We start from the raw sequence: 26,100 nt of genomic DNA, 5'->3' as shown, positions 1-26,100 counted from the left end.
GGTACATGGCTCGTCGTACGCCTTCTCAATTGAATATGCTGCTCGCCGTCGATAAACCGGTGGGCTGCACGTCCCACGACGTGGTTTCGCAATGCCGGCGCGCCCTCCATGAGCGGCGCGTCGGTCATGCCGGCACGCTCGACCCCATGGCGACGGGTGTCATGGTGGTGGGCGTGGGCCAGGCTACACGTCTGCTGGGCATGCTTACCCTCGATACCAAAAGTTACGTCGCCGATATCTCGTTTGGCGCCGAGACCAATACCGACGATGCGGAAGGCGAGGCCATCCGTACGGTTGCCATTGCACCCGAGCTGCGCGATCCGGCCTATGCCCGTGAGCAGCTGGCCGCTATGCTTGGCCCGCAGATGCAGGTGCCGCCAGCGTTTTCGGCCATCTCGGTCAATGGCGTTCGCGCCTATAAGAGCGCTCGTGAGGGCAATGCGGTCGACTTGCCTCCGCGCCCCGTTGATGTCTATGCCGCCGACCTGATCGCCGTTAGCGGCGGGGGCGATACGTGCGTCTGGACCGTGGCGTTTTCGGTAAGCAAGGGCACCTACATTCGCGCGCTCGCTCGCGATTTGGGTCGCGCCTGCGATAGTGCTGCGCATATTTCCGCGCTGCGCCGTACGGCCTCCGGCGTGGTTTCCATTGGCGCCTGTCATGCGGTCGAGGAGCTCTCTGCCGAGTCCGCCGCCGGCTTCGCTCTGGATCCCATCGCCGCCCTTGGTGCCACGCGTGTCGATTTGCCGGGTAATCTTGCAGACGACCTGCTTTGTGGTCGCCGCATTCCCGTTGAACGCGCGCTTGCGGATTTCGATACGGCGAAGGCGCCGTTCGCGCTCGTGCTAGATGGTGGATTGAAGGCGCTTGCTCGTATCGAGGGCGGCCGCTTTGTGATGGAGCACGTCTTTCCGCAGGCGATCGGCGGTGTTCGATGATGCTGGCGCCCCACGAGCTCGCGCGTATTTTTTTCGCTGGTGAGTTGGATGAGGCCCGTATCGTTTCTGCCGATGCTTTTGATGGGTGCGAGTTCTTGGGTGCCGCGTCGATCGCCATTGGCGTGTTTGATGGCGTGCATCGTGGGCACCAAGAGTTGATCGAAGCGGTTATTCGCGATGCACATGATCACGGCAGCAAAGCGGTCGTGGTCACCTTCGATCCTGATCCGGACGTCGTGGTGAGTCCGTTGCCCGCCCAAAAATTGATGACGACGGCCGACCGCCTGCATGCCCTGGCTCAAACCGGGGTTGATGCGGTGGTGGCCGTTCCCTTTACGCATGCGGTAGCGTCGCTCGACCACGTGTGCTTTCTTGAGCTGTTGGCGCATGCTGTCGACATTCGCTCCATTCGCGTTGGCAGCGATTTTAGGCTGGGCCGCGGCGGTGCCTCGGGCGTTGCCGAGATGCAGGCATGGGGTGTCGAGCGCGGTGTTGATGTGTATGGGCACAATTTGCTGTGCGAGGCCGGCGAGGCTATCTGCGCCACCCGCATTCGACGTGAGCTGAGCTTGGGCCACGTTGAGCTGGCAGCCGATCTACTTGGCCGTTCCTATATGGTGCGCGGCGGCGTGATTCGCGGTCGCCACGAGGGCTCCGATATGGGATTTCCGACGGCAAACCTGCTGGTGCCAAACGGAATTCAGCTGCCTGCCGATGGCGTCTACGAGGGCCTTGTGCTGGTCGACGATACCGTGTGGCCCGCTGCCGTCAACGTGGGCCTGCCGCCGACGTATGCCGACGATGCCGCTTCGGCGCATCTCGAGGCCAACTTGATCGGGTATGCGGGCGACCTGTATGGACGTTCGGTTTCGTTGGCGTTTACGCGTTGGCTGCGTCCTTCGCGCGTGTTCGATTCGCTGGACGAGCTTATCGCGACCGTCGAGGGTAATATTGACGATATCCGTCATAACTTGGGTGAGCAGGGGGTGAGCATCCGTGATTAGCGATGAGGAGAAAGACCAGGTGCGCGCTGCGTCCGACCTGGTTGCCATCGTGCAGGAAACGGTTGAGCTCAAGCCCCGCGGCCATGAGTTTTGGGGTTGCTGCCCCTTCCATGGCGAAAAGACCCCATCGTTTCACATTATCCCCGCTACGCAGGTGTGGCACTGCTTTGGCTGTGGCGAGGGCGGCGACGTCTTCACCTACATCATGAAGCGCGAGAACCTGAGCTTTCCCGAGTCGATTCGCTACCTGGCCGATCGTGCCGGCATTGAGCTGCACGATACCGGCGCGCAGCGCGATCGCGGCACCAAGCGCGCCCGCATCTATGACCTGTGCGCCGAGACGGCCCAGTTCTATCACACCATGCTCATGCGCGGTAAGGACAGCCGTCCGCGTGAGTACTTTGCCAGCCGCGGTATGGGTGGCGACGTCTGCCGTCGCTACTGCCTGGGCTTTGCGCCGGGTCGCAATATGTTGGTGGCCCATCTGTCGCAGAAGGGCTTTACCCCGCAGGAGATGATCGACGCCAACGTGGCCGTGAGCCGCGGGCGCGGACAGCTTGCCGATCGTTTTTACGACCGCGTGATGTTTCCCATCTTTGACGAACAGGGTCATAACATCGCCTTTGGCGGTCGTATTATGGGCGACGGCCAACCCAAGTACCTCAACACCGCCGAGACGAGTGTGTTTCATAAAAAGAGAAACCTCTACGGCTTTAACTGGGCCAAGGAGTTTATCGTCGCGCAGGATACCGCCATCGTGGTGGAGGGATATACCGACTGCATCGCCTGCTGGGAGGCGGGGATCAAAAACGTCGTCGCCACGCTGGGCACGGCGCTGACGGAACATCACGTAAAGACGCTTACCCGTTTTGCCAAGCGCATCGTGTATATGTTCGATGGTGACGCCGCCGGTCAAAAGGCCGCGCGCCGCGCGATTCAGTTTATCGAGCAGGACTCGATGGACCTGCGCTGCGTGGTGCTTCCCGACGGCAACGACCCTATGGAGTTCATCTCCGCGCATGGTGGCGAGGCACTGCAGGCGCGTATCGACGCCGCCGAGCCCCTCATGGACTTTGTGTACCGCTCACTGCAGGAGTCGAGCGACATTACCACGCCGGGCGGTCGCGCCAAGGCGCTCGAGGATGCGCTGACGCTCATCTATCCGCTGCGCGATAGCTACATGATCGATACGTACTTTATCCAGATCGCCGACCTTCTGGGCCTGGATTTGGAGACGGTACGCTCGAGCTCGGGCCGTGTGTTTCGCGATGTCGCCAAACGCGAGGACGCCGAGCGTCGTCGCGAGCAGAACTACGAGCGCCAGCGGGCACAGACCGAGCGCGCAGGCAGCGCGGGCGGTCGGGTGTCCGGTCCGCAGGGGGCATCTCGCGGCGCCTGGGCGTCGGGGACGACGCCGCCGGTATCCGCACCGGTCGAGGAGGAACCGTACGACTATGTGCCGCTCGAGGCCTACGGGGCCGCGCCGGTCGAGGTCGTCGACGATATGCCGCCGATCGATGTGCCTGCTGGCATGGACGCGGCGCCCGCGGGGTCTGCTTCGACCGCTTCCGTTCCGGCGACGCCGATTGTGCTGACCGATCTGGAGCGGAAGTCTCTGGCGGGGGAGCGCGAGCTGTTGACGATGCTCACCAGCTACCCCGACCTATTCCGCACGTACACCGATCGCATCTGCTCGATTGAGTGGGTAGACCCCCGTCACGAGTCCATCGCGTGGGCCGTGCTCGCGACGCCGCCGGGCACCGACCCCGCGGCGTGCATGGACGCCGCGCGCGCGGTGTGTCCCGAGGCGGCTTCGCTTGTCAGCGCCGGGCGCATCTCGGCGACGAGCAAGCACCCCACCGAGACGAACATCGTCTTTATGCTCGATACGCTTGAGCTTTACACCATCAAGCGCCGTATGCGGGCTGCTCAGGCCAAGCTGCGCCAGGACCGGTCGCTCGACGATGACGCGCGCCGTGCATTGACCATGCAGGCCGCGCAGGATTCTTTGCGCCAGCGCGAGCTCCAGAAATCGATTGGCGGCGTGGCCGATCCGTTCCGGTTGATTGGTTTGGAGGCCGCGGGTCCCGATCAGGCCTAGATGTTGTGGTCAATCGGCATGTTATCTGCTATATCCAGTCTGAATTTTGGGTATAGACGTGTAAGTGTGTGCTAAAGTAATGTGTCCTGTGGACTACGAAGGGAGAATCTGTGCCAAATAAGACTGAGAGCACGGGTACTGGGCTGGAATCCTACGTTGCTAAGCTCATGGGCAACGGCTCAAACAGGACTTCGGTAACCGAGGACGAGATCCAGGTCGTCCTGAAGGATATCGATGTTTCTGACGAGCAGCTCAACGCGGTCTATTCCGCGCTGCGCAACAGCGGCATCCAGATTATCTCCGCGAGCGGAAACGACGACGCCCCCATGGACGTCGACGATGACGATAACGATACCGACGATTTCGATGACGACGAGGAGCACGATTCCGGCTCGCTCGACGATCATGAGCTTAAGATGGCCCGTCAGGCCGATGCCGAGATGGGTTCTTGCAAGAGCAAAAAGAAGCGCACCGTCCGCACGTCCCGTTCGCGTTCTCGCGTGCGTGGCATCGATGCCTCCACGGTGATGCTGACCGGTGACCCGGTTCGTATGTACCTTAAGGAGATCGGCAAGGTCGACCTGCTGACTGCCTCCGAAGAGGTCGATCTGGCCATGAAGATCGAGGCCGGTCTCGAGGCCACCGAGAAGCTCGAGGCCGCCGAGGCGGGCGAGATCGAGCTCACTCGCGCCGAGATGCGTCGTCTGACTCGTATCGAGAACGTGGGCCTCGAGGCCAAGCAGGCGCTCATCAGCGCCAACCTCCGTCTGGTCGTCTCCATCGCCAAGCGCTACGTCGGTCGCGGCATGCTGTTCCTGGATCTGATCCAGGAGGGCAACCTCGGTCTGATCCGCGCCGTCGAGAAGTTCGACTACCAGAAGGGCTTCAAGTTCTCTACGTACGCCACGTGGTGGATCCGTCAGGCCATCACGCGCGCTATCGCCGACCAGGCCCGTACCATCCGTATTCCCGTACACATGGTCGAGACCATCAACAAGCTTGTCCGCGTGCAGCGCCAGCTCCTCCAGGATCTGGGTCGCGACCCGACCCCCGAGGAGATCGGTGCCGAGATGGACATGAGTGCCGACCGCGTCCGCGAGATCCAGAAGATCTCGCAGGAGCCCGTGTCGCTCGAGACTCCTATCGGCGAGGAAGAGGATTCCCAGCTGGGCGACTTTATCGAGGACTCCCAGGCCATCGTTCCGCCCGATGCCGCCAGCTTCTCCATGCTGCAGGAGCAGCTCACCCAGGTGCTCGACTCGCTTGCCGATCGTGAGCGCAAGGTTATTGAGCTGCGCTTTGGACTTGTCGACGGACATCCCCGCACGCTCGAGGAAGTCGGCCGCGAGTTTGGCGTCACGCGCGAGCGCATCCGCCAGATCGAGTCCAAGACCCTGGCCAAGCTCCGCCACCCCAGCCGCTCCAGCAAGCTCAAAGACTATATCGAAAGCTAGTCAAGCAAGAAGCGCCCTCAAGCACATCCGCTTGAGGGCGCTTTCATGTAACAGGGGCCGGCAGTTGGGGCACGGGTAGTCTTTTTGGGACGGGGCTTTTTTAGCTGCCCTATCTCAATGAGCGGCTCAAGCTTTAAAGGCCCCAGATTGGGTAGCTAAAAAAGCCCCGTCCCAAAAAGACTACCCTGGGCGTCTGGTTGATTAGTCGTTGGGGACGTTCTTGAATGACTAGTCGTTTAAGAACGTCCCCAATGACTGGGTCGGAAAATTTCTTAAAAAAGTTCTTGCCCTGAGCTGATTCGTCCGTATAATAAACTTTGTTGCTTGAGAGCATGCACCTATTCCTCGGTAGCTCAATGGTAGAGCACGCGGCTGTTAACCGCGCTGTTGTAGGTTCGAGTCCTACCCGGGGAGCCAGAATTTCTCAGCCCAATCTGCTGGGCTTTAAATTCCTCGGTAGCTCAATGGTAGAGCACGCGGCTGTTAACCGCGCTGTTGTAGGTTCGAGTCCTACCCGGGGAGCCAGATTGTAAAACCCGTCGCTTTTGCGGCGGGTTTTTTCATGCCGCGATTGCTTAACGCAAACGTTGCCATATCAACATTTCGTGTCGAGGATGTAATCCCGCGACCCACCACCTCAACATGGCGCGGTCGTTGTAGAATATTGCAATGATTGCTCCCACGACATGGTGCCGCGAGCACCAGATAAGGAGATTCTTGTGTCTGAGACCATTAACGGCAGCCTGAGCGTCTCGAACGACGTTATTGCCGATATTGCCGGTTATGCCGCGATGACGTGCTATGGCGTCGTCGGTATGGCCGAGCAGCTCCAAGGCGCCGAGAGCGTGCGCCTGCTTGCCGGTCAGCGCCTCCGCAAGGGCGTGCTTGTCTCCGCCGACGAGAACGGCCTTACGGTCGACCTTCACGTCGTGCTCGAGAACGGCGTCAACATGAAGTCCGTCTGCCACAATCTTTCGAGCTCCGTTGCTTTCACCCTGCAGGAGATCGCCCAGATCGATCCCGCCAGCCTTAAGATCGGCATTCACATCGACGCGCTCAAGAGCCGTCTGAACTAGCATCCGAAAACGGAGATTCAAATACTCATGATTGTAAAGACCATTCGCACCTGTTTTCCGATCGCTGCGGCTGCCGTTTCCGACAAGGCCGAGGAGATCAATAAGCTCAACGTCTTTCCCGTGCCCGACGGCGACACCGGCACCAACATGTCGCTCACGCTCGCCTCGGTGACCAAGGAGCTTTCCGCCCTTCCCGCCGATGCCGATATGGAGGCCATCGCCGGCGCCATCACCCATGGCTCCCTCATGGGCGCCCGCGGCAACTCCGGCGTTATCACCTCGCAGATCCTGCGCGGCGTGGCCGAGGGGCTCGTCTCTGTCGATGAGCCCATCACGTCTGCCGACATCGCGCATGCTTTCCGTCGCGCCGTCAAGGTCGCCTTCCAGGCCGTCCGCAAGCCCATCGAGGGCACGATTCTTACGGTCCTGCGCGACGTCTCGACCAAGGCCGACGAGTGCGAGAAGAAGAAGTTCTCGGCCGAGGACGCGCTCGACGCCATCGTCGTCGAGGCCTACCAGTCTGTGGCTCGCACGCCCGACCTGCTGCCCGTTCTGAAGGAGAACGGCGTGGTCGACTCCGGCGCCTTTGGCTTTGCCATCTTCCTGGAAAACTTTGTTGCCGCTGCTCTGGGCCGCAGCACCGTTGTCGAGGATTTCTCCACCACGTTTGATTCCGCTGGCTCTGCCCGCGATGCGGCCCTCGGTCGCGTCGAGATCGAGGCCAACGACGACTGGGAGGGCTCGGAGTTCCGCTACTGCAACGAGTTCCTCTTTAAGGCCGACGCCCCGTTTGACGAGGACGAGTGCCTTAAGTTCCTGGGTTCCATGGGCGACTGCGAGCTGCTCGTGGGCGCCTACCCCGACTACAAGATCCACGTGCACTCCAACACCCCCAACCTGGTGCTCGAGCACATGCTGCAGCTTGGCCAGATCTATGAGGTCTTTATCCACAACATGGAGATGGAGGCCCACGACCGTACCGCTAAGATCCACGAGGACCAGCAAAAGGCCGCCGAGCCCGCCAAGGCCCTGGGTTTTGTCGCCGTTGCCGCCGGTTCCGGTGAGGCCGACATCCTCAAGTCCCTCGGCGTCGACGTGGTCGTTTCGGGTGGCCAGACCATGAACCCCTCGACCGCCGACCTGCTGGGCGCGGTGGACCAGGTCAACGCGACTTCGGTCATCATCCTGCCCAATAACGGCAATATACGTATGGCTGCCGAGGCTGCTGCTTCTGCCTGCACCGACAAAAAGGTCGCCGTGGTTCCCACCAAGACCGTTCCGCAGGCGTTCTCCGCTCTGTTCGCGGTGCTGCCCGATTCCGAGCTCGAGGACGCCGTTGCCGCCATGGTCGATGCCATCAGCGAGGTTCGCGATGGCGAGGTCACCCGTGCCGTGCGCGATTCCAGCGCCTCTGACGGCTCGCCGATTCACTCCGGTGACGTCATGGGTATCATTGCCGGCTCCATCGACGTGGTCGGCTCCGATGTGAAGCAGGTCACGCTCGACTGCATCAACCGCATGCAGGAGGAAGAGGAGGGCGACGCGCTGACGATTCTGGCCGGCGATGAGCTGTCCGATGAGGCCTTCCAGGAGATCGTCGACGCCATCGAGGAGGCTCAGCCCGACCTGGAGATTGACGCCCATCGTGGCGAGCAGCCGCTCTATCCCGTGATCTTCTCGATCGAGTAGGCATCTGCCCATGTCCGAGCTGTGCTCCGTGCCGCGCGTCTCGGAGCGCTTTGCCCAGAGCAATGCGCTCGACGAGGATATCGCGCGACTCAAATATGTTTCGGGTAAACGTGAGGAGGCCCTTCGCCGTCTGGGAATTAGGACGGTGGGGGACCTCCTTCTCCATATCCCTCATCGATATCTGGACTTTACACGCTCCTGGTCCATCGAGATGGCGCCTATCGGTACGGTGTGCACGATCGTCGCCACGGTCGATCGTATCGTTCAAAAGCAGCCCCGCCCGCGTATGCAGGTTACCGAGGTCTCGCTTGTGGACGAGACGGGCGTGCTGCAAGTCGCTTTTTTCCGCCAGCCCTGGATTGCCCAGCAGCTCAAGCAGGGCGACCGCCTGGCCGTGATGGGTAAGGTCGAATTTGCCTATGGCTTTAAGCAGATGGCCTCGCCGCATTTCGAAAAGCTCGAGGACGGGCGTGCCGCGGGCACCATCCTTCCGGTTCACTATGTGAGCGACGGTGTGAGCCAGGCTTGGATGCGCCGTATCGTGAGCGGCGCGCTCGAGATTGTCGGCAATCCTTTCGACCCGATTCCCGCGCCACTGCGCGCCAAGCGCCGCCTTATGAGCAGCGCCCGTGCGCTGCGTTCGATTCACTTTCCCTCGAGTATGGCCGAGCGCGATATCGCGCGCGCACGGCTTGCCTATGAGGAATGCCTCTATCTTCAGCTGGCGCTTCGTCTGCGCAACGACGGCGGTATGGTCGAGGTGGTTCCCTACACCCATACCGCGGGTGGTCATTTGACGGCGCTTAGGCGGGCCCTGCCGTTTTCGCTGAGCGACGAGCAGGAGGCCGCGTTCCAAGACATCCTGCATGACATGTGCGATGGCGACCACGTGATGAACCGCTTGCTGCTGGGCGATGTCGGTACCGGCAAGACCGCCGTCGCCGCCTGCGCGCTGGCAGTCGCGGCCGATTCGGGTACCCAGTCCTGCGTCATGGCACCCACGGGCGTGCTGGCGCGTCAATATGCCGATAAGACCGGCCCTTTGCTCTCGCAGGCCGGTATGTCCTGGGCGCTCCTGACGGGTGCTACCCCGGCCGCCGAGCGCGAGCGCATCCATGCACAGCTGCAGTCTGGTGAGCTCGATGTGCTCTTTGGTACCCATGCGGTCCTTTCGGATAACGTAACGTTTAAACATCTTTCACTCGTCGTTATCGACGAGCAGCATCGGTTTGGCGTGGGGCAGCGCAATGCCCTGCGTGCCAAAGGCCCAGGTGCGGACTTGCTCGTTATGACGGCCACGCCTATTCCGCGCACACTGGCGCTTTCGGTCTATGGCGACCTGGACACGTCCATCATTCGTCATCGCCCCGTTCCCGGGGCCGGCGTCTCGACGCGCGTGCTCACCGAGTCGAGCCGCGACCTGGCCTACGGTGCCATTCGCGAGGCTCATGCTCAAGGACAGCAGGCTTACGTTATCTGCCCGCTTGTGGAGCCGAGTGACTCCGCGGACGATTTGGAAGACGTTCCCGGCATTGTTCGCGACGATGAAGGTCGCGTGACGGTGCCCGTGCCGTTGCACGACACCGCGACCGAGCTCGACCGCCTGCGTCTGGCATTGCCGGGGCTTTCCGTCGAGCGTCTTCACGGCCGCATGCCGGCGGGGGAGAAGGACCGCGTGATCGACGCCTTTAAGCGCGGCGAGATCGACGTGCTCGTCTCGACTACGGTGGTCGAGGTGGGCGTCGACGTGCCCAACGCCACCGTCATGGTTATCGAGAACGGCGAGCGCTTTGGCTTGGCGGCCCTGCATCAGCTTAGAGGCCGCGTGGGCCGCGGCAGCGTGTCGGGCACGTGCCTGGTCATGACGCATTCCAAGGGCAATGGCGGTGTGTCTGCTGCGCAAGACCGCCTGCGGGCGCTCGAAAAGACCTCTGACGGTTTTGCACTTGCGCAGATGGACCTGCGTTTGCGCCACGAGGGCGAAATCTTGGGTTATCGCCAACATGGCGGTGTGACCCTGCGTTTTGTGGACCTGGACGCCGACGAGGACCTTATCGAATGGGCCCATTTGGACGCGGTCGAGCTCTTGCGGTATGCTTGCAACCTTGACTCCGTGGCGACGCGTCCCTTGCGCGATGCGGTCGCCACGCGTTATCGACATATCTTCAAGGAGGTCAGCGGAGGATGAGAATCATCGGCGGTGAATGGCGCGGCCGCAAGATCGAAGAGCCGCGTGGGCGCGATGTCACCCGTCCCACGACCGACCGCGTGCGCGAGGCATGTGCGTCCATGGTCATGTCGGCATTCGATTTCGATCTGGACGAGGTCCGCGTGCTGGATGCCTTTGGCGGCTCCGGTGCCTTGGGAATCGAGATGCTCTCGCGCGGCGCTCGCTCGCTCATCACGTTCGAGATCGATCGCAATGCCGCCCGACTGATCACTAAGAATATCGAGTCGCTGTGTCGCGACCGCTCGCGTTGGCGCGTCGTTACCGGCGATGTGTTGGCGAGCGCCCCGCGCGGCCGTGTTCCGGGCGGCCCCTTTGATCTGGTCCTGCTCGATCCACCCTATGCCTTTGGCGCCGAGCCGGTCGAGGAGCTGCTGCGCAATCTTGCCCAGCAGGGCTTGCTGGCACCAGGGGCCTTTGCCCTGTTTGAGCATGCCGCAAGCGATGCGGGCGCTCATCCGGCTGGTTTTGAGACCGTGCGAGAGAAACGCTACGGCATTACCTCGGTTGACTTGCTGCGCTGGGTGGCCGCGGACGAGTGCGACCATGCTAATGACAGCGATATTGACGAGGACGTGCCTTTGGAGGATACCCATGAATGACACTATCAACCGCGTGATCGTTCCGGGTACGTTTGACCCCATCACGTTTGGTCACATCGATGTAATCCGCCGCGCCCGCCGCATTTTTCCCAGCGTGATTGTCGCCGTGGCGGAGTCGCAGGGCAAAAACGGCGTGGGCACCACCTTTATGCTCGATGAGCGCGTGGCGTTGGCCCGCGAGGCCCTGGGCGATATTGACGGTGTCGAGGTACTGCCCTTTACCGGCCTGTTGGTCGATTTTGCCCGTGAGCAGGGTGCGGGTGCTGTGGTCAAGGGCCTGCGCGCCATGACCGACTTTGAGTACGAGCTGCAGCAGGCGGACCTCAACTATCGCCTGGACAACGAGCTTGAGTCCATTTTTGTCATGAGTGCGCCGCAGTACGGCTATATCTCGAGCTCGGTGGTTCGTCAGATCGCATCGCTCGGAAGCGATGTGTCGACGTTTGTGCCGCCCAATGTGGTCGAAGCGCTTAAACATCGCTTTTCGTGACGTTTCATATTGCCTGATGGCATGTGGTAAACTAACACGATGACATGTTACCTATGAAAGGAGACCGGATGCCGGGCGAGAATTTTCCTGGCGACAGGATCGTGAGCCTTGTCGAGGAGCTCGAGGGGCTCATCGAAGAGGCTAAGACGCCGTTCGGCAAGAATGCCCAGATGAAGGTTATCGATGCCGACGTCTTCTTTAACATCCTTGACGAGATCCGTATGAGCTATCCCGAGGAGTGGCAGAAGTCCCGTCGCATCCTCAAGGAGCGCGACGAGCTTATGGCCTCCGCCGCCGCTCAGGCCGATTCCATCATTGCCGATGCTCAGCAGCAGGCACTCACCATTGCCGGTGAGCAGGAGATCGTCCGCTTGGCGCAGCAGCAGGCCGACGATATCCGTGATCGTGCCCAGCAGTACGAGCGCGAGACGCGCTATGCGGCCGAGGATTATGCCGAGCAGGTCTTTACGCATCTCGAGGAGAACCTCAAGAGCCTGACCGGCACCGTTACCCGTTGCCGTCAGCAGCTCAACGAGGGTGCCGCCCAGCAGAACGGTCAGTGGTAATGGCTGAGTTCCTGAGCGTTACCGTCGATCTTTCCGAGCAGCTCGAGTTTCCCGGAGACTCGTATCCGCTGACCGGCAAGGTCGATGTCGCCACCTACACGGTGGGCGAGAAGGAGTACCAGCTGCAGGACGGCATTGCTTACGACGTGGTTTTTACCAATGCGGGCACCGGTGTTCTGCTCTCCGGCATGGTTCGAGCGCACGCCACCGGCGAATGCGACCGCTGCCTTGAGCTCGCCTCGTTTGATATCGCCGGCGAGATCGAGGAGTTCTACCTCTTTGAGGAGCCCGAGGATCCCGAGGCCTACGAGGACGGTTACGAGCTTTTGGGCGAGGACCGCATTGTCGATCTGGGGGAGCCCATTAACGACGCCGTTGTCATGGACACGCCGTTTGTGGTGCTCTGCAAGCCCGATTGCCGCGGCCTGTGCCCCACCTGCGGCATCAATCTCAACGTCGAGCAATGCGATTGCGCCGCCCAGGCCGAGGCCGAATGGGCCGCTGCCACGGAAAATCCATTTGCAGCATTGAAGAATCTCAATCTTGATGAGTAAAAATGTGGTAGTATCGCTACTTGCGCGTAATCGCCACACTGGATAGTTCATAAGGAAGGTCACTATGCCCGTACCTAAACAAAAGCAGGGTCGTATCCGTACCCATACCCGTCGTTCCGCCAACATGAAGATCTCGGCTGCGGCTCAGTCCACGTGCCCCCGTTGCGGCGCTGTCAAGCTCCCGCACCACGTGTGCCCCAGCTGCGGTTTCTACAAGGACCGCGAGGTTATCGTTACCGAGTAACTGTATACTCTGGATACGATGCCGTTCCAACTGGAACCACAATGGCCGGCTCAATGAGTCGGCCATTTTTGTATAAGGAGCACTTGAAATGAGTAACGTTCGCGTTTGTGTAGACGTTGTGGGCGGAGACGAGAAGCCCCAAGTTGTCCTCGACGGTATTGAGGCCGCACTTGCCGCCGATCCCGATATCGAGGTCATTGCTGTTGGCCCCGCCGATATCGTCAACCCCTTTGCCGCGGCGCACGCGCGCGTGGAGGCTCTGGAGGCCCCCGATGTCATCGCCATGGACGACGATCCCATCCGCGCCGTGATGACCAAGCGTAAGTCTTCGATCGTACTTGCCTGCCGTGCTATTAAGAAGGGCAACGCGGACGCGTTTTTCTCCGCGGGGTCGACCGGCGCCATGACGGCTGCCGCCACCGCCTACGTGACGCCGTTTAGATATTTGGTAGAGGGTAAGAAGCAGCCGGTGCGCCCATGCCTCACCAATGCGCTGCCCAACCGCGCCGGTGGCCTTACGGTACTGTGTGACATGGGGGCCAACCCCGATGTCGAGGTCGACGACATGGTCCGCTTTGCCCAGATGGGTGCAGCCTATGCCCGCGTGGTCCTGGGCATCGAACATCCGCGTGTGGGCCTGCTTGGCAACGGCACCGAGGACGAGAAGGGTTCTAACTTTACCAAGGCGTGCTTCCCGGCTATGAAAGCCGCGGTCCCCGGTTTTGTGGGCAACTGCGAGGGCACCGATCTTACGTCGGGCAATTTTGACGTTGTGGTCGCCGACGGCATGTCGGGCAATATTGCGCTCAAGGCAACCGAGGGCGCTGCCAAGTTTTTGCTGCAAGAGCTCAAGGGCGCCTTTATGTCTTCGCTCGGTACCAAGATTGCCGCGCTGCTCATCAAAAAGCAGATGCGCCAGATGAAAGCTAAGCTCTCGGGCGATGCCAAGGGCGGCGCGATCCTGCTGGGCCTTCGCGGCGTCGTTTTGATTGGCCATGGCGCCACGTCGGCCGAAGCCGTTAAAAACGGTACGCTCGCCGCGGCTCAGGCCGTTCGAGCCGGGCTTATCGAAAGCATTGCCAATTCCATGGAAGGTATCGTTTAGCAAGAGCTCCGTTACGTGGCTCAAGCTATGCATCGTGGGGTAGAATCGGAGCCGTGCTGCAATGCGGCTTCCGCCCGCGTGACACATTGTATTCCACGACTTATGAGAGGATGCGCTATGGATCGCTCCGAAATCTTTGACAAGATCGCCGAGGTCGCTGCCGACGTGCTGGGCGTTGACGTTGCCGAGATCAGTGATGAGACAACTTTTGACGACCTCGATGCCAATTCGCTCGAGCGCCTGCAGCTGGTGACGGCCATCGAGGACGAGTTTGACCTCGAGATCGATGACGAGACCCTGTTGTCGCTCACCTCCGTTGCCGACGCCGTCGACGCTATCGAAAACGCCAGGGAGGCCTAGGTCTTGGCTTTATCTCAACGACTCACGCGCGCTCAGGAAATCCTGGGCCATGAGTTTAATAACAAGGTGCTGCTACGCGCGGCGCTCACCCACCCCTCGGCAGTAGAGGGGCAGCCGGTCTCTGCCAGCTATGAGCGGCTTGAGTTTTTGGGTGACTCCATTCTGGGCGCCGTGGTTGCCCGTTCGCTCTTTGAGTCTTATCCCGAGTTCGATGAAGGCAAGCTCACGCGTCTGAAGGTATCGCTTGTTTCGGGTGCCACGCTGTCCGAGGTTTCGCACGAGCTGGGCATCGACGACATCATCATCTTTGGCGCCTCCGAGACCGGTACCGGCGCGCGCGGCCTTAACTCGGCGCTCGAGAACGTCTATGAGTCGCTCGTGGGTGCGTTGTACCTCGATGCCGGCTGGGATGCGGCGGCGGAGTTCATCCACCGCACGCTTAAGCCCCATTTGGCCTCCGAGCGTGCCGAGCACCCCGCGAACCCCAAGTCGTTCTTGCAGGAGTGCGTGCAGGCAGACGGTCACGAGCCCCCGGCATACAAGCTGGTAGGCTCCGAGGGCCCGGCACATGCGCCCACCTTTACCGCCGTGGTGCTTGTCGACGGTATCCGTCAGGGCCGCGGCACCGGCGCCTCTAAGAAAGAGGCCGAGGGAGCCGCTGCACTCGAGGCGCTCGACCGCATGGGTTACACCACCAACGGTGTGATTCTCAACAAGAAGCCCGTTTAAGCGAGGAACCGTGTATCTCAAGTCCCTTACGCTCAAAGGGTTCAAGTCGTTTGCCGACCGCGCCCATATGACGTTTGAGCCGGGCCTGACCGTCATCGTCGGTCCTAACGGCTCGGGAAAATCGAATATCTCCGATTCGATTCTGTGGGTACTGGGTGAGCAGAGCGCCAAGCAACTGCGCGGCCAGGCCATGGAGGACGTCATCTTCTCGGGCTCGTCGGCGCGCAAGCCGGTGGGCGTTGCCGAGGTCACGCTGGTGCTCGATAACTCGGACCATGTGCTGCCTGTCGACTTTGATGAGGTTGCCATCACCCGCCGCATGTATCGTTCGGGCGAGAGCGAATACCTCATCAATTCGAGTCCGTGCCGCCTGATGGATATCCAGGACATTTTGCACGATTCGGGCTTGGGTAAGGATACGCATTCCATTATCAGCCAGGGCAAGCTCGATGCCATTTTGCAGAGCCGTCCCGAGGAGCGCCGCGCCCTTATCGAGGAGGCTGCCGGCATTTCCAAGCACAAGCGCCGCAAAGAGCGTGCGCTCAAAAAGATTAAGTCGATGGACGAGCACCTTACTCGTGCCCGCGACATCAATAAGGAGATTGCCCGTCAGCTGCGACCGTTGGAGCGTCAGGTCGATCGCGCGCGCAAGTACAAAGAGCTGTCCTCGCGCGCGAACGAGCTTACGCAGATGCTGGCCGTTGACGAGCTTCGTTCGCTGCAGTCGCAGTGGAACGATCTGGAGAGCCGTTCCAAAGAGGGTGCCGCCGAGCTGGAGCTTGCGCAGTACCGCTTGGGCGAAAAGGAGCGCGAGCTCGAGAAGCTCCAGGTGATGCTCGAGGAAAAGGGCCTGTTTGTGGGCGACTTGGGCGAACAGCGCCGTCATATGCAAGATGTGGTCGGCCGTATTAACTCCGATATGCGCCTGCTCGAGGAAAAGGGACACAATATGGTGTCGCGCCTGTCCGATATGCGCGGCCAGATTTCGAGCTCCGAGCATCAGCGTCGTCGCGTGGTCGAGGAGCTCGAGGATGCACGTGCCCAGCTTGAGGAAGTGACCGGTGCGCACATGCAGGCCCAGGACGACGTTGACGCCGCCGGCCCTGCCGCCGCCGAGCTCCACGAGCGCCGTGTTGCGCTCGACAATCAGATTTCGCAGCTTACGCGCGAGCAACGCGATGTGCAGCGCGTGGCCGACAAGGCTGCGCTCGAGCTTGCCAAGGTGAAAGACTCGCTGAGCAATGCCGAGGTCGAGGACAACATGTATGCCTCGCGCCTGGAGCAGATTGACGAGCAGCTCGAGGAGGTCACGGCCTCGCTCGAGAGCCGTCGCGACCGTGCCGAGGAGCTCGACGGCGCGCTCGATCAGGCTCGCCAAGCCCAGGCCGATGCTCGCCAGGCCACCGAGGTCGCCCGTGCGGCGTTGAAGGACTTGCGCGCCCGTGAGAGCGAGTCGCGCAACAAGCTGTCCGAGGTGCGCTCTGAGCTTGCGAGCCAAAAGAAGCTCGATGCCCGTATGGCCGATAGCTCGCCGTTGGTGAGCCGTCTGGTAGGGGCATTGGGCGATGACGTAACGGGCCGTCTGGGCGACGTGCTCGAGGCGCCGCGTGAGCTTGAGGGCCTGGTCGAGCAGCTGCTTGCCGGCGATATCGATGCCCTGTTGTTTGATGACGCCGCCACGCTTGAGCGTGCCGGTCGTGCGGCTTTGGACCAAAAGAAGGCCTCGGGCGAGGCACTGCTGGTGGCGCGTGGTGTGAGCGGCTCTGCTGCTGCCGAGGGCGCTGCCGGTTCGCGTCTGGTGGATCGCCTGTCCGTGCGTGCCGGTTATGGCCCGATTGTCGAGGCACTGCTCGGCGGCTATTACGTGGTCGATGACTTGGCTTGTGCGCTGGCGGCGCCAGTCGTTGACGGTGTGACCTATGTGACGCCCGATGGCGCTCGCGTGAGCTTTGGTGGCCTGGTGCGCGTGGGGCTCGATGCCGGCGAGGCCTCGGGTGCCCTGGAGCGGAAGCGCCGCATTCGCGAGCTCGAAGGCCTGGAGCCCGATTTGGCTGCCGTTTTTGAGCATGTGTCGAACCAGGTTATCGAGGCCAATGCGGCCGTCGAGGAGGCGCGTGCCGCCGAGGGTGATGCCGCCGGCGAGATCGCCCGTCTTGAGGGCGAGCGTCGCTCGCTGCTCTCCGAGATTGGCCGCCTGGAGCAAAGCGCCAACAACGCCGAGGTCGAGCGTGCGCGCATTTCCAGGCGCCGCGAGCAGGCGGCCGAGGCCGTGAACGCCGCGCGCCCGCGCGTTGACGAGCTCACCCGTTCGCGCGACGAGGCCCGTGCGCAGGCAAGCGACCTGGGTCTCCAGATTGCCGAAGCCAACGACGAGCTCGATCGCGTGCGCCGTGACGATTCCGAGGCAGCCGGTAAGCTCGCCGATGCCAAGGTGCGCCTGGCCCAGACGAGTGAGCGCCTGCGTTCGCTGAAGGGCCGCGTGCCCGATCTGGAGCATCGCCTGGAGGGCATTGACCGCCGTATCCGCGGAACACGTCAGGCTTCGCGCTCGCTCGAGCTGCTGCGCCTGCGTGTCGATCCCATGCACGAGCGCTATTCGGCCCTGCTGGAGCGTGCATCTGATTGGGCCGCGCGCCTGCGTGACCAGGCCTCACTCGAGGAGGCAGACTCGGCTTCGCTCAAGAAAACCATCGAGGATGCCAAGGCCGAGGTCTCCCGCGCCAAGGAGCGGGTCGATGCCGCCACGGCGACACAAAACGAGTTCAAGGTCGCGCGCGGCAAGCTCGAGGTGCAGGTAGAGGCGGCCATCAAGGCCATTACCGCCGATGGCACCACCGTGCTCGAGGAAGCGCTCGTGCTTCCTGCTCCCACCGATCGCGACGCCGCCGAGCGCGAGCTCAACCAGCTCGTGCGCCAGATCAACAACCTGGGCCCTGTGAACCAGGTTGCCATGGAGGAATACGAGCAGCTCAAGCGCCGCGCCGATTACATCGAGGAGCAGCTGGCCGATCTGGAGAGCGCGCGCAAGGCGCTCACCAAGATTACCGTGGCCATCGACCGCAAGATGCGTAAAGCCTTCCTGGTGACCTTCGAGAAGGTCGATGCGAACTTCCGCGAGATCTTCGCCATGCTGTTCCCGGGTGGCCAGGCACATCTGGAGATGACCGACCCCGAGCACCCGGCCGAGACGGGCATCGAGGTCGTGGCGCAGCCGCGCGGCAAGCGCATCACCAAGATGATGCTCATGTCGGGCGGCGAGAAGAGCCTGACGGCGCTCGCCCTGCTCTTTGCCGTGTATCGCACGCGTACGGTGCCGTTCTATGTGCTGGACGAGGTCGAGGCGGCGCTCGATGACGCCAACCTGTCCAAGCTCATCGGCGCGCTCGACGTGCTGCGTTCCGATACGCAGCTCTTGGTTATCTCGCATCAGCGCCGTACTATGGAGGACGCTGACGTCCTCTACGGCGTCTCGATGCAAGCTGACGGCGTCAGTCGCGTCGTCTCGCAAAAACTCGATCGCGAAACCGGAAAGGTCGTGAATGCATAATGGGATTCTTCGATGCTCTCTCGCGCGGACTTGAGCGTAGCCGCGAGGCCCTCAACGAGGTCTTTTACTTTGGCGGTGAGGTCGACGAGGATTTTTGGGAGGACCTAGAGGACACCCTCGTCATGGGTGACATGGGTGCCGAGGTCGCCATCCAGGTCTCCGACGACCTGCGCGATGCCGCGGCCAAGAAGAACCTCAAGACCGCCCCGCAACTCCGTCGGGCCCTGGCCGAGCAGCTCGAGCAGCATTTTGTACCCGTCGAGCGCGATCCGTTCGCCGACACGCCGAGCTGCGTGCTGTTTGTGGGCATCAACGGTGCCGGCAAGACCACTACGGTCGGCAAGATCGCGAGCGCCATGGCCGCCCGCGGCAAGAACGTCGTGATCGGCTCGGCCGATACCTTCCGCGCTGCCGCCATCGAACAGCTCGATGTGTGGGGCCAGCGCGCCGGCGTCCCCGTCATAAAGCGCGACCGCGGCTCAGACCCGGCAAGCGTTTGCTACGACGTGCTCGACGAGGCCGATAAGCACGGCAGCGACCTGGTGCTCATCGACACCGCCGGTCGTCTGCACACGAGCCCCGAGCTCATGCGCGAGCTTGCCAAGGTGGTCAACGTGACGCGTAAGCGCGCCGCCAATATGGCCGCCGGCCCCATGCCCGTCTCGGTCGTCCTCGTGATCGATGCCGCGACGGGCCAAAACGGCCTGAACCAGGCGCTCGAGTTTAATGAGGCGCTGGGTCTGGACGGTATTATCATGACTAAGCTCGACGGCACGGCAAAGGGCGGTATCGCCATGGCCGTGGCCGAGAAGCTCAAGCTCCCGATCCTGCGCGTGGGCGTGGGCGAGCAGGTCGATGACCTGCAGGAGTTTAATGCCAAAGATTTCTGCCGCGCCCTGGTGGGCGAGTCCAACTAAGGAGTGACCAGTGTTTGATTCTCTGAGCGATCGCCTCAACGACACATTTGACCGCCTGCGCGGCAAGGGTAAGCTGACCGAGGCCGATATCACCTCGGCCATGCGCGACATTCGCATGGCGCTGCTCGAGGCCGACGTCAACTTTAAGGTCGTCAAGGAGTTTGTCGCCAAGACCAAGGAGCGCTGCATGACCTCCGAGGTCATGGAATCGCTGACGCCGGCGCAAAACGTCGTCAAGATCGTGCTCGACGAGCTCACCGAGATGCTCGGCTCCACCGAGAGCAAGCTCGTCTTTAGCAACCGCATTCCCAACGTCATTATGCTCGTGGGCCTGCAGGGCTCCGGTAAGACCACGGCGGCTGTAAAGCTGGCATACCTGCTCAAGAAGCAGGGCCGCTCGCCGCTGCTCGCCGCGTGCGACGTCTACCGTCCCGCCGCTGCCGACCAGCTGGCTACGCTTGGCGGAGAGATCGGCGTGCCGGTCTTTCGCGGTGACGGCGAGCACCCGGTCGATATTGCCAAGGGCGCCATCCAGGAGGCCGTCGACCACCTGCGCGATGTGGTCATCGTCGATACCGCCGGTCGTCTGCAGATCGACGAGCAGATGATGCAGGAGGCCGTGGACATCAAGAAGGCCGTCAAGCCCGATCAGGTGCTGATGGTCGTCGATGCCATGACCGGCCAGGATATCGTCAACGTTGTCTCGACCTTCGCCGAGCGCACCGACTTTGACGGCGTGATCATCTCCAAGCTCGACGGCGATGCCCGTGGCGGCGGTGCGCTTTCGGTGCGCCAGGTGACCGGCAAGCCCATCAAGTTCGTGAGCATGGGCGAGAAGCCCGATTCGCTGGAGCCGTTCTATCCCGACCGCATGGCCAAGCGCATCTTGGGCATGGGCGACGTCGTCGGCATTATCGAGAAAGCCCAGGAGGCAGCCGATGCCGAGCAGCTCGAGGCTGCCGAGCGCATGCTGCGCGAGGGCTTTACCATGAACGACATGCTCGACCAGATGAAGGCCGTCAAGAAGATGGGCGGTATGAAGGGCATTCTGGGCATGCTTCCCGGCGGCCAGCGCGCGCTCAACCAGATGGGCGGCAACCTGGATGAGGGCATCTTCGACAAGAACGAGGCCATCATCATGTCGATGACCAAGGAGGAGCGCCTGCGTCCTTCCATCATCAACGGCCAGCGTCGCGCCCGCATCGCCAAGGGTGCCGGCGTGACCCCCACCGAGGTCAACAGCCTTATGAAGCAGTGGGGCGAGATGAACAAGATGATGGGCCGCATGCGCTCGATGGCCAACCAGGCGCAAGCCGGCGGCAAGAAGGGCAAGAAGGGTAAAAAAGGCAAAAAGATGCGCATGCCCAATATTCCCGGTCTGGATGCCATGGGCCTGGGCGGCATGGGCGGCCTGGGTGGCCTGGGTGGCATGGGAACAGGTGGTCCCAAGTCCGATATGGACCTGCTGCGCCAGATGGAAGCGCAGATGCGTAATAAAAAGTGACGACTGGTTGAGTCGAGTATGGCGAAGGCCGCCTGGATGGTACTCCAGGCGGCCTTCGCCGTTCGTTCGCAGGTTTTCTCACGCGCGGAAGCGTGTTGGCGTTGAGGTGCTTGCCACTAGTGGCAGCCACAGCCCTCGTGCCCATCATGGTCGTGGTGGCCGTGGCAGCCGCAGGACTCGCCATGCTCGTGGGCGTGCTCGTGCTCGTGCCCATGGCAGTCGCAGGTGGCCTCGCCGGTCTGCGCGAGCGTGCCGGCAATGAGGGCCTCGACGCAGGCGTCGCAGCTGCCCTGGGCGCCCGCATAGACCGTGATGCCTGCCTGGGTGAGCGCGTTGATGGCGCCGCCGCCGATACCGCCGCAGATGAGCGTATCGACGCCACCGTTGGCGAGCAGACCCGCTAGGGCGCCGTGACCAGTGCCGCCGGTGCCTACGACCTGCTCGTCGAGTACCTTGCCATCCTGGATGTCATAGATTTTGAACTGCTCGCTGCGGCCAAAGTGCATAAAGATGTTGCCGTTGTCGTACGTCGTTGCCACCCTCATGGTGCCGACCTCCTTTGCTGGCCATATGGCCGTCGTCGTAGGTGTGGGGGAGTATGCGATATTGCCGCCCTCGATACTAAGTGCTCGCCCGTTGACCAGCGCGTTTGCCACCTTGCGATGCGCGCGGCTGCAGATGGCCGCCACGGTGGCACGGGCGATGCCCATTTGCTGGGCGACGGCCTCCTGATTGAGGCCTTCCAGGTCGCAAAGCCGTAGGACTTCGAGCTCATCGACCGTCATGTCGATGGCGTCTCCGCTGGCAAGGCCGTCAGGGGTAAAGCCGCGATATTCGGGAATGATCCCAACACGGCGCAATTTTTCGCGTCTTCCTGCCATACACTCTCCAAATCTGACATATGTCAACAATAGGATAACGCGTATGCGGAGTCGCTCAAGCTATTTTTGGCATATGTCAAAAAAGCTAAAGGTGCAGCATTTGCGAATGCGGCGCCGTACTGCCGTGCATTGCGTGTGCCGCCCCAAGTGTGCAATTCGATGCTGCGCGCCTGGGCTACAATAAAAATCGCTTATAGACGACTGACAGGAGGGTCAATGAGCAAAGCTGATCAACAGTTTGTAGCCATGTGCCGCGATATTCTGGACCATGGCACCACTACCGAGGGCCAAAAGGTTCGTCCGGTGTGGGAGGACGGCACCCCTGCCTATACCATTAAAAACTTTGGCGTTACGGCACGCTACGACCTGCGTGAGGAGTTTCCGGCACTTACCCTGCGTCGTACGGCCCTCAAATCTGCCATGGACGAGATTCTATGGATCTATCAAAAGAAGTCCAATAACGTGCATGACCTCAACAGTCATATTTGGGATGAGTGGGCCGACGAGACCGGTTCCATCGGCAAGGCCTACGGGTACCAGATTGGGCAGAAGAGCCATTATGCCGAGGGTGACTTTGACCAGATGGACCGCGTGCTGTACGACCTTAAGCACACGCCGTACAGCCGCCGCATCATGACCAATACGTACGTGTTTAGCGACCTGTCCGAGATGCACCTGTATCCGTGCGCCTACAGCGTGACCTATAACGTCACGCAGCGCCCGCAGGACGATAAGCCCACACTCAACATGATTCTCAACCAGCGCAGCCAGGACATTTTGGCCGCGAACAACTGGAATGTGTGCCAGTACGCCATTTTGCTGATGATGGTCGCGCAGTCGGTCGATATGATCGCTGGCGAGTTGCTGCATGTGATCGCCGATGCCCATATTTACGACCGTCATGTCGATATCGTCCGCGAGCTTATCGAGCGTCCGCAGTTTGCGGCTCCTAAGGTAACGCTCAACCCCGATGTGCATGATTTCTACGCGTTTACGACTGATGATCTGATCGTTGAGGGCTATGAGCACGGCCCGCAGGTCAAGAACATCCCCATTGCGGTGTAGGTGACGCGCATGACGTGTAAGCTTTCTGCCATTGTCGCCGTGTGCGATGACTGGGGCATTGGGTGCGAGGGTGACATGGTCGTGTCCAACCGTGCCGACATGCGTCATTTCGTGGCGTGCACCAAGGGTTGTCCGGTCATTATGGGACGCAAGAACCTGCTGAGTTTTCCCGGCGGGCGTCCGCTCAAGAACCGTCGCAACATTGTGCTCACGCGCGACGAGGGCTTTGCCCCCGAGGGCGTCGACGTGGTGCATAGTATCGACGAGGCGCTCGCCGCGGTTGCCGATGAGCCCGTTGCGTGGGTGATCGGTGGCGGCGAGGTGTATCGGCAGTTTTTGCCGTACTGCGTGGAGGCCGAGGTCACGCATAACCATTGCACCCATGCCGTGGACACGTATTTTCCCAATTTGGATGTCGATCCTGCGTGGGAAGTTGCGCGGCGCGACGGGGTTGCCACGATTGCCGCGGGCGAGGGTGACGAAGGCCTCGATTATGAGTTCGTGACATATCGTCGTGTTGATGCTTAAATCGTCTGGCGTGAACGGTATCACCGGGTTGATTGAATGCATGGGGCGGCGCTTAGCGTCGCCTCGTTTGGTATAGATGTGCTGTAAAGAAGGGTACGGGCTGGCTGCTATGACTGATGCCGTTGAGGTGCTGCGAATCGATTCCCTTAATGATGAGCGGCTCGACGCCTACGTGCGACTGACCGAGCGCGAGCTGCGCTGCGTGCTGGAGCCGCAAAAGGGCATCTTTATCGCCGAGAGCGCCAAGGTCATCGAGCGCGCGGTGCGTGCCGGATACGAGCCGGTGAGCTTTCTTTTGGGTGAGCGCTGGCTCGATCAGATGATGCCGCTGTTCGAGCGTCTGGTTGTACGCGAGGGCGCAGGTCCGGTTCCTGTGTTCGTGGCCTCCATGGAGCTCATGGAGCAGTTGACGGGCTTTAACGTGACGCGCGGTGCGCTCGCGGCGTTCCGTCGCCCGCGTCAGATTCCGGTTGATGAGTTCTTGGGCGGCGTCGTCGAGGTGGCGGGTGAGCGCCCGGTGCGCGTGTGCGTGCTCGAGGGTATTGTCGACCATACTAACGTGGGTGCGATTTTCCGCTCGGCGGCAGCGTTGAATGTCGATGGCATTTTGGTAAGCCCCACTTGCTGTGACCCGCTGTACCGCCGCTCGGCCCGTGTGAGCATGGGCACGGTGTTCCAGGTGCCGTGGACGCGCATTGGCAGCGAGGCGCGCGTATGGCCGCATGATGGGCTGGCGGCGCTGCACGATGCCGGCTTTTCGTGTGCCGCCATGGCATTGACGGATGATTCGGTGTCGTTGGACGATCCCGCGTTGCGGGAGATTGACCGGTTGGCGATCTTTATGGGCACCGAGGGCGCCGGCCTGGGCGCCAAGACCATCGCGGGCTGTGACCGGGCTGTGCGTATTCCGATGGCGCATGGGGTCGATTCGCTCAACGTGGCCGCGGCGAGTGCTGTCGCTTTTTGGCAGTTGTGTCCGCACGTGAGCAACGAGTATCACTACCAGCCGGGACTGTATCACTAGGCAGATATTTTGCACCGGGCTCTGAGTCCGGGTGTTTCGGTTGACGCCGGTCGGTGCTAAGCTGGTGCTGGCCTTGGTCTTAAATTGACGTTTTGTTGTTTGACGTGCGCTGGTGGGGAGGGCGTGTGGCTAAGAAATCTACGGCTATCGATGTAACACAGGGTGTTATTTGGCAGCAGTTGCTTTCGCTGTGCGTTCCCATCTTTTTTAGTTCGTTTTTTCAGCAGGCCTACACACTTATCGGTACCTATATCGTCGGTCAGTTTGGCGGCAAGCTCGCGCTGGGTGGCATCCAGGCCACGATGGTGCTCACGGAGCTCTGCATCGGTTTTTGCGTCGGTGTTGGCGCCGGCTGTGCTGTTATTACGGGTCAGTATTTTGGCCAGCACGATGATGAGCGACTGAGTCGTTCGGTCCATACGGCCATGACGCTCGCTCTGGTGGGCGGTATCGTCGTCTCGATTCTGGGCATAGTGTTCGTTGAGCCCATGCTGGTGCTTATGAATACGCCGCATGAACTATTGGCCGAGGGTGTGGCCTATGCTCGTTGCTATTTTGCCGCCATGGTTGCGGCGCTGCTGCTCAATATGGGAACGGCACTGTTGCGTGCCGTGGGCGACACGCGTGGCCCTGCCGTGATCATCGCTTCCGGCTGCCTCGTTAATGTGGTGCTGGATGTCATCTTCGTTGCCGTGCTGCATATGGAGGCTCTGGGCTGCGGCATCGCGGTGGCGCTGACCATTTGCTCCAACGCCACGATGATCGTGATTCGCATGATGCACGCACCGGGTGCGTGGCGGCTTTCACTCTCCAAACTCGGCATTGATCCTGGTATTTGCAAGAGCATGATCTCGTGTGGTCTGCCGCTTGGCTTTCAGTCTGCTGCGTATTCGATTTCCAACGTCTTGATTCAGGTGTCGGTCAACTCGTTTGGTGCCGATGTCACCACGGCCTGGGGTCTTTCGGGCCGCTTGGATGGCATTGTCTGGATGGTTACCGAGGCGCTTGGCGTGTCGATCACCACGTTCTCGGCACAGAACTTTGGCGCGCGCAACTACGAGCGCATGCGCAAGGGCTACCATACGTCGCTCGTGCTGTCGTTTATGCTCATTGGTGGCCTGTCTGCCGTGCTGCTGGTGTTCTCGGGTCCTCTGTCGCGTCTGTTTGTCGACGATGCTTCGATTTCGGCCTACACCACGACCATCATCCATTTTATTGCGCCGTTCTATGCGATTTTCTCGATTATCGAAAACGCGTCGGGCTCCATTCGCGGTGCCGGCGTGAGCTTGCAGCCCATGATTCTCACGATTTTCGGCACCGTCGTGCTCAGGGTGATCTGGGTGTTTGCGATCATGCCTTTCGATCCGTCGCTTGAGCTCCTGCTGCTGGTTTACCCCGTAACCTGGCTCATCACGGCCACGATGTTCGCCATCTACCACCACAGCGGCAACTGGCTAGGCCGCGCCACTGCCTAATGATCCGTATGAGACAGAGG

Annotated in this window: 23 protein-coding genes and 2 tRNA genes; 24 read left to right on the top strand and 1 reads right to left on the bottom strand. The window is 61.3% G+C overall.

All coding sequences use genetic code 11. The annotated features are described in order from the left end of the window. The first annotated feature begins 5 nt into the window (after window positions 1–5). From truB to ffh, 20 genes are all read left to right on the top strand, one after another. Complete coding sequence (gene truB / locus ACTNBY_RS03925; RefSeq protein ID WP_441063437.1) at window positions 6–938, top strand: tRNA pseudouridine(55) synthase TruB; 933 nt, start codon at window positions 6–8, stop codon at window positions 936–938. Continuing rightward, window positions 935–1,942, top strand: coding sequence for a riboflavin biosynthesis protein RibF (ribF, locus tag ACTNBY_RS03920; protein ID WP_441063435.1), 1,008 nt, complete (start codon window positions 935–937; stop codon window positions 1,940–1,942). The genes truB and ribF overlap by 4 nt, the downstream gene beginning before the upstream one ends. Then, window positions 1,935–4,043 (top strand): DNA primase, encoded by a 2,109-nt coding sequence (gene dnaG / locus ACTNBY_RS03915; protein WP_441063433.1) that lies wholly within the window; start codon window positions 1,935–1,937, stop codon window positions 4,041–4,043. The genes ribF and dnaG overlap by 8 nt, the downstream gene beginning before the upstream one ends. 110 nt (window positions 4,044–4,153) lie before the next feature. Beyond that, on the top strand, window positions 4,154–5,497 hold the full coding sequence (gene rpoD / locus ACTNBY_RS03910) for an RNA polymerase sigma factor RpoD (protein ID WP_370450567.1): 1,344 nt from the start codon (window positions 4,154–4,156) through the stop codon (window positions 5,495–5,497). 342 nt (window positions 5,498–5,839) lie between these two features. Next, window positions 5,840–5,914 (top strand) — tRNA-Asn (locus ACTNBY_RS03905). A gap of 33 nt (window positions 5,915–5,947) precedes the next feature. Then, a tRNA-Asn gene (locus tag ACTNBY_RS03900) sits at window positions 5,948–6,022 on the top strand. A gap of 161 nt (window positions 6,023–6,183) precedes the next feature. Next, the gene (locus ACTNBY_RS03895) at window positions 6,184–6,573 is read left to right on the top strand and encodes an Asp23/Gls24 family envelope stress response protein (protein ID WP_187361832.1); all 390 of its coding nucleotides are present in this window, start codon (window positions 6,184–6,186) and stop codon (window positions 6,571–6,573) included. 27 nt (window positions 6,574–6,600) lie between these two features. After that, on the top strand, window positions 6,601–8,262 hold the full coding sequence (locus ACTNBY_RS03890; RefSeq protein ID WP_441063432.1) for a DAK2 domain-containing protein: 1,662 nt from the start codon (window positions 6,601–6,603) through the stop codon (window positions 8,260–8,262). Window positions 8,263–8,272: 10 nt separating this feature from the next. Beyond that, window positions 8,273–10,450 carry an ATP-dependent DNA helicase RecG gene (recG, locus tag ACTNBY_RS03885; protein WP_441063430.1) on the top strand — a complete coding sequence of 726 codons (2,178 nt, stop codon included), beginning with the start codon at window positions 8,273–8,275 and terminating at the stop codon, window positions 10,448–10,450. Continuing rightward, window positions 10,447–11,091 carry a 16S rRNA (guanine(966)-N(2))-methyltransferase RsmD gene (gene rsmD, locus ACTNBY_RS03880; protein ID WP_441063428.1) on the top strand — a complete coding sequence of 215 codons (645 nt, stop codon included), beginning with the start codon at window positions 10,447–10,449 and terminating at the stop codon, window positions 11,089–11,091. Before recG ends, rsmD begins: the two co-directional genes overlap by 4 nt. After that, entirely contained in the window at window positions 11,084–11,581 is a 498-nt protein-coding gene (gene coaD / locus ACTNBY_RS03875) for a pantetheine-phosphate adenylyltransferase (RefSeq protein WP_154515440.1), read from the top strand. Before rsmD ends, coaD begins: the two co-directional genes overlap by 8 nt. Window positions 11,582–11,649: 68 nt before the next feature. Further along, the gene (locus ACTNBY_RS03870; RefSeq protein WP_154515443.1) at window positions 11,650–12,147 is read left to right on the top strand and encodes an ATPase; all 498 of its coding nucleotides are present in this window, start codon (window positions 11,650–11,652) and stop codon (window positions 12,145–12,147) included. Further along, the gene (locus ACTNBY_RS03865; RefSeq protein WP_441063427.1) at window positions 12,147–12,701 is read left to right on the top strand and encodes a YceD family protein; all 555 of its coding nucleotides are present in this window, start codon (window positions 12,147–12,149) and stop codon (window positions 12,699–12,701) included. The genes ACTNBY_RS03870 and ACTNBY_RS03865 overlap by 1 nt, the downstream gene beginning before the upstream one ends. 64 nt (window positions 12,702–12,765) lie before the next feature. Beyond that, window positions 12,766–12,945, top strand: a complete 180-nt coding sequence (gene rpmF / locus ACTNBY_RS03860) for a 50S ribosomal protein L32 (RefSeq protein WP_022094017.1) — start codon at window positions 12,766–12,768, stop codon at window positions 12,943–12,945. Between the two features lie 88 nt (window positions 12,946–13,033). Continuing rightward, complete coding sequence (plsX, locus tag ACTNBY_RS03855; RefSeq protein ID WP_154515449.1) at window positions 13,034–14,050, top strand: phosphate acyltransferase PlsX; 1,017 nt, start codon at window positions 13,034–13,036, stop codon at window positions 14,048–14,050. 117 nt (window positions 14,051–14,167) lie between these two features. Beyond that, window positions 14,168–14,410, top strand: a complete 243-nt coding sequence (locus ACTNBY_RS03850; protein ID WP_154515452.1) for an acyl carrier protein — start codon at window positions 14,168–14,170, stop codon at window positions 14,408–14,410. A 3-nt stretch (window positions 14,411–14,413) separates the two neighbouring features. Next, window positions 14,414–15,139, top strand: coding sequence for a ribonuclease III (gene rnc, locus ACTNBY_RS03845; protein WP_154515455.1), 726 nt, complete (start codon window positions 14,414–14,416; stop codon window positions 15,137–15,139). A 10-nt stretch (window positions 15,140–15,149) separates the two neighbouring features. Then, window positions 15,150–18,686, top strand: coding sequence for a chromosome segregation protein SMC (smc, locus tag ACTNBY_RS03840; protein ID WP_441063425.1), 3,537 nt, complete (start codon window positions 15,150–15,152; stop codon window positions 18,684–18,686). Further along, window positions 18,686–19,603 (top strand): signal recognition particle-docking protein FtsY, encoded by a 918-nt coding sequence (gene ftsY / locus ACTNBY_RS03835; protein WP_441063423.1) that lies wholly within the window; start codon window positions 18,686–18,688, stop codon window positions 19,601–19,603. Before smc ends, ftsY begins: the two co-directional genes overlap by 1 nt. Before the next feature lie 10 nt (window positions 19,604–19,613). Continuing rightward, the gene (ffh, locus tag ACTNBY_RS03830; RefSeq protein WP_441063422.1) at window positions 19,614–21,107 is read left to right on the top strand and encodes a signal recognition particle protein; all 1,494 of its coding nucleotides are present in this window, start codon (window positions 19,614–19,616) and stop codon (window positions 21,105–21,107) included. A 116-nt stretch (window positions 21,108–21,223) separates the two neighbouring features. On the opposite strand, the gene ACTNBY_RS03825 is transcribed toward ffh, so the two are convergent. After that, window positions 21,224–21,988 (bottom strand): NifB/NifX family molybdenum-iron cluster-binding protein, encoded by a 765-nt coding sequence (locus ACTNBY_RS03825; RefSeq protein WP_441056723.1) that lies wholly within the window; start codon window positions 21,986–21,988, stop codon window positions 21,224–21,226. Between the two features lie 216 nt (window positions 21,989–22,204). Between ACTNBY_RS03825 and thyA the strand changes: the two genes are divergently transcribed. From thyA to ACTNBY_RS03805, 4 genes are all read left to right on the top strand, one after another. After that, on the top strand, window positions 22,205–23,053 hold the full coding sequence (gene thyA / locus ACTNBY_RS03820) for a thymidylate synthase (protein WP_154515464.1): 849 nt from the start codon (window positions 22,205–22,207) through the stop codon (window positions 23,051–23,053). Window positions 23,054–23,062: 9 nt separating this feature from the next. Then, window positions 23,063–23,581, top strand: a complete 519-nt coding sequence (locus ACTNBY_RS03815; protein ID WP_441063421.1) for a dihydrofolate reductase — start codon at window positions 23,063–23,065, stop codon at window positions 23,579–23,581. A 109-nt stretch (window positions 23,582–23,690) separates the two neighbouring features. Next, entirely contained in the window at window positions 23,691–24,605 is a 915-nt protein-coding gene (locus tag ACTNBY_RS03810) for a TrmH family RNA methyltransferase (RefSeq protein ID WP_427719619.1), read from the top strand. Between the two features lie 125 nt (window positions 24,606–24,730). Continuing rightward, window positions 24,731–26,080 (top strand): MATE family efflux transporter, encoded by a 1,350-nt coding sequence (locus ACTNBY_RS03805; protein ID WP_441063420.1) that lies wholly within the window; start codon window positions 24,731–24,733, stop codon window positions 26,078–26,080. The last annotated feature ends 20 nt before the right edge of the window (window positions 26,081–26,100 follow it).

The organism is Collinsella sp. HCP28S3_E12, from assembly GCF_052065595.1.
In the GTDB taxonomy this organism is placed as follows: Bacteria; Actinomycetota; Coriobacteriia; order Coriobacteriales; family Coriobacteriaceae; genus Collinsella.
This window is presented reverse-complemented; position numbering and strand designations above follow the sequence as displayed.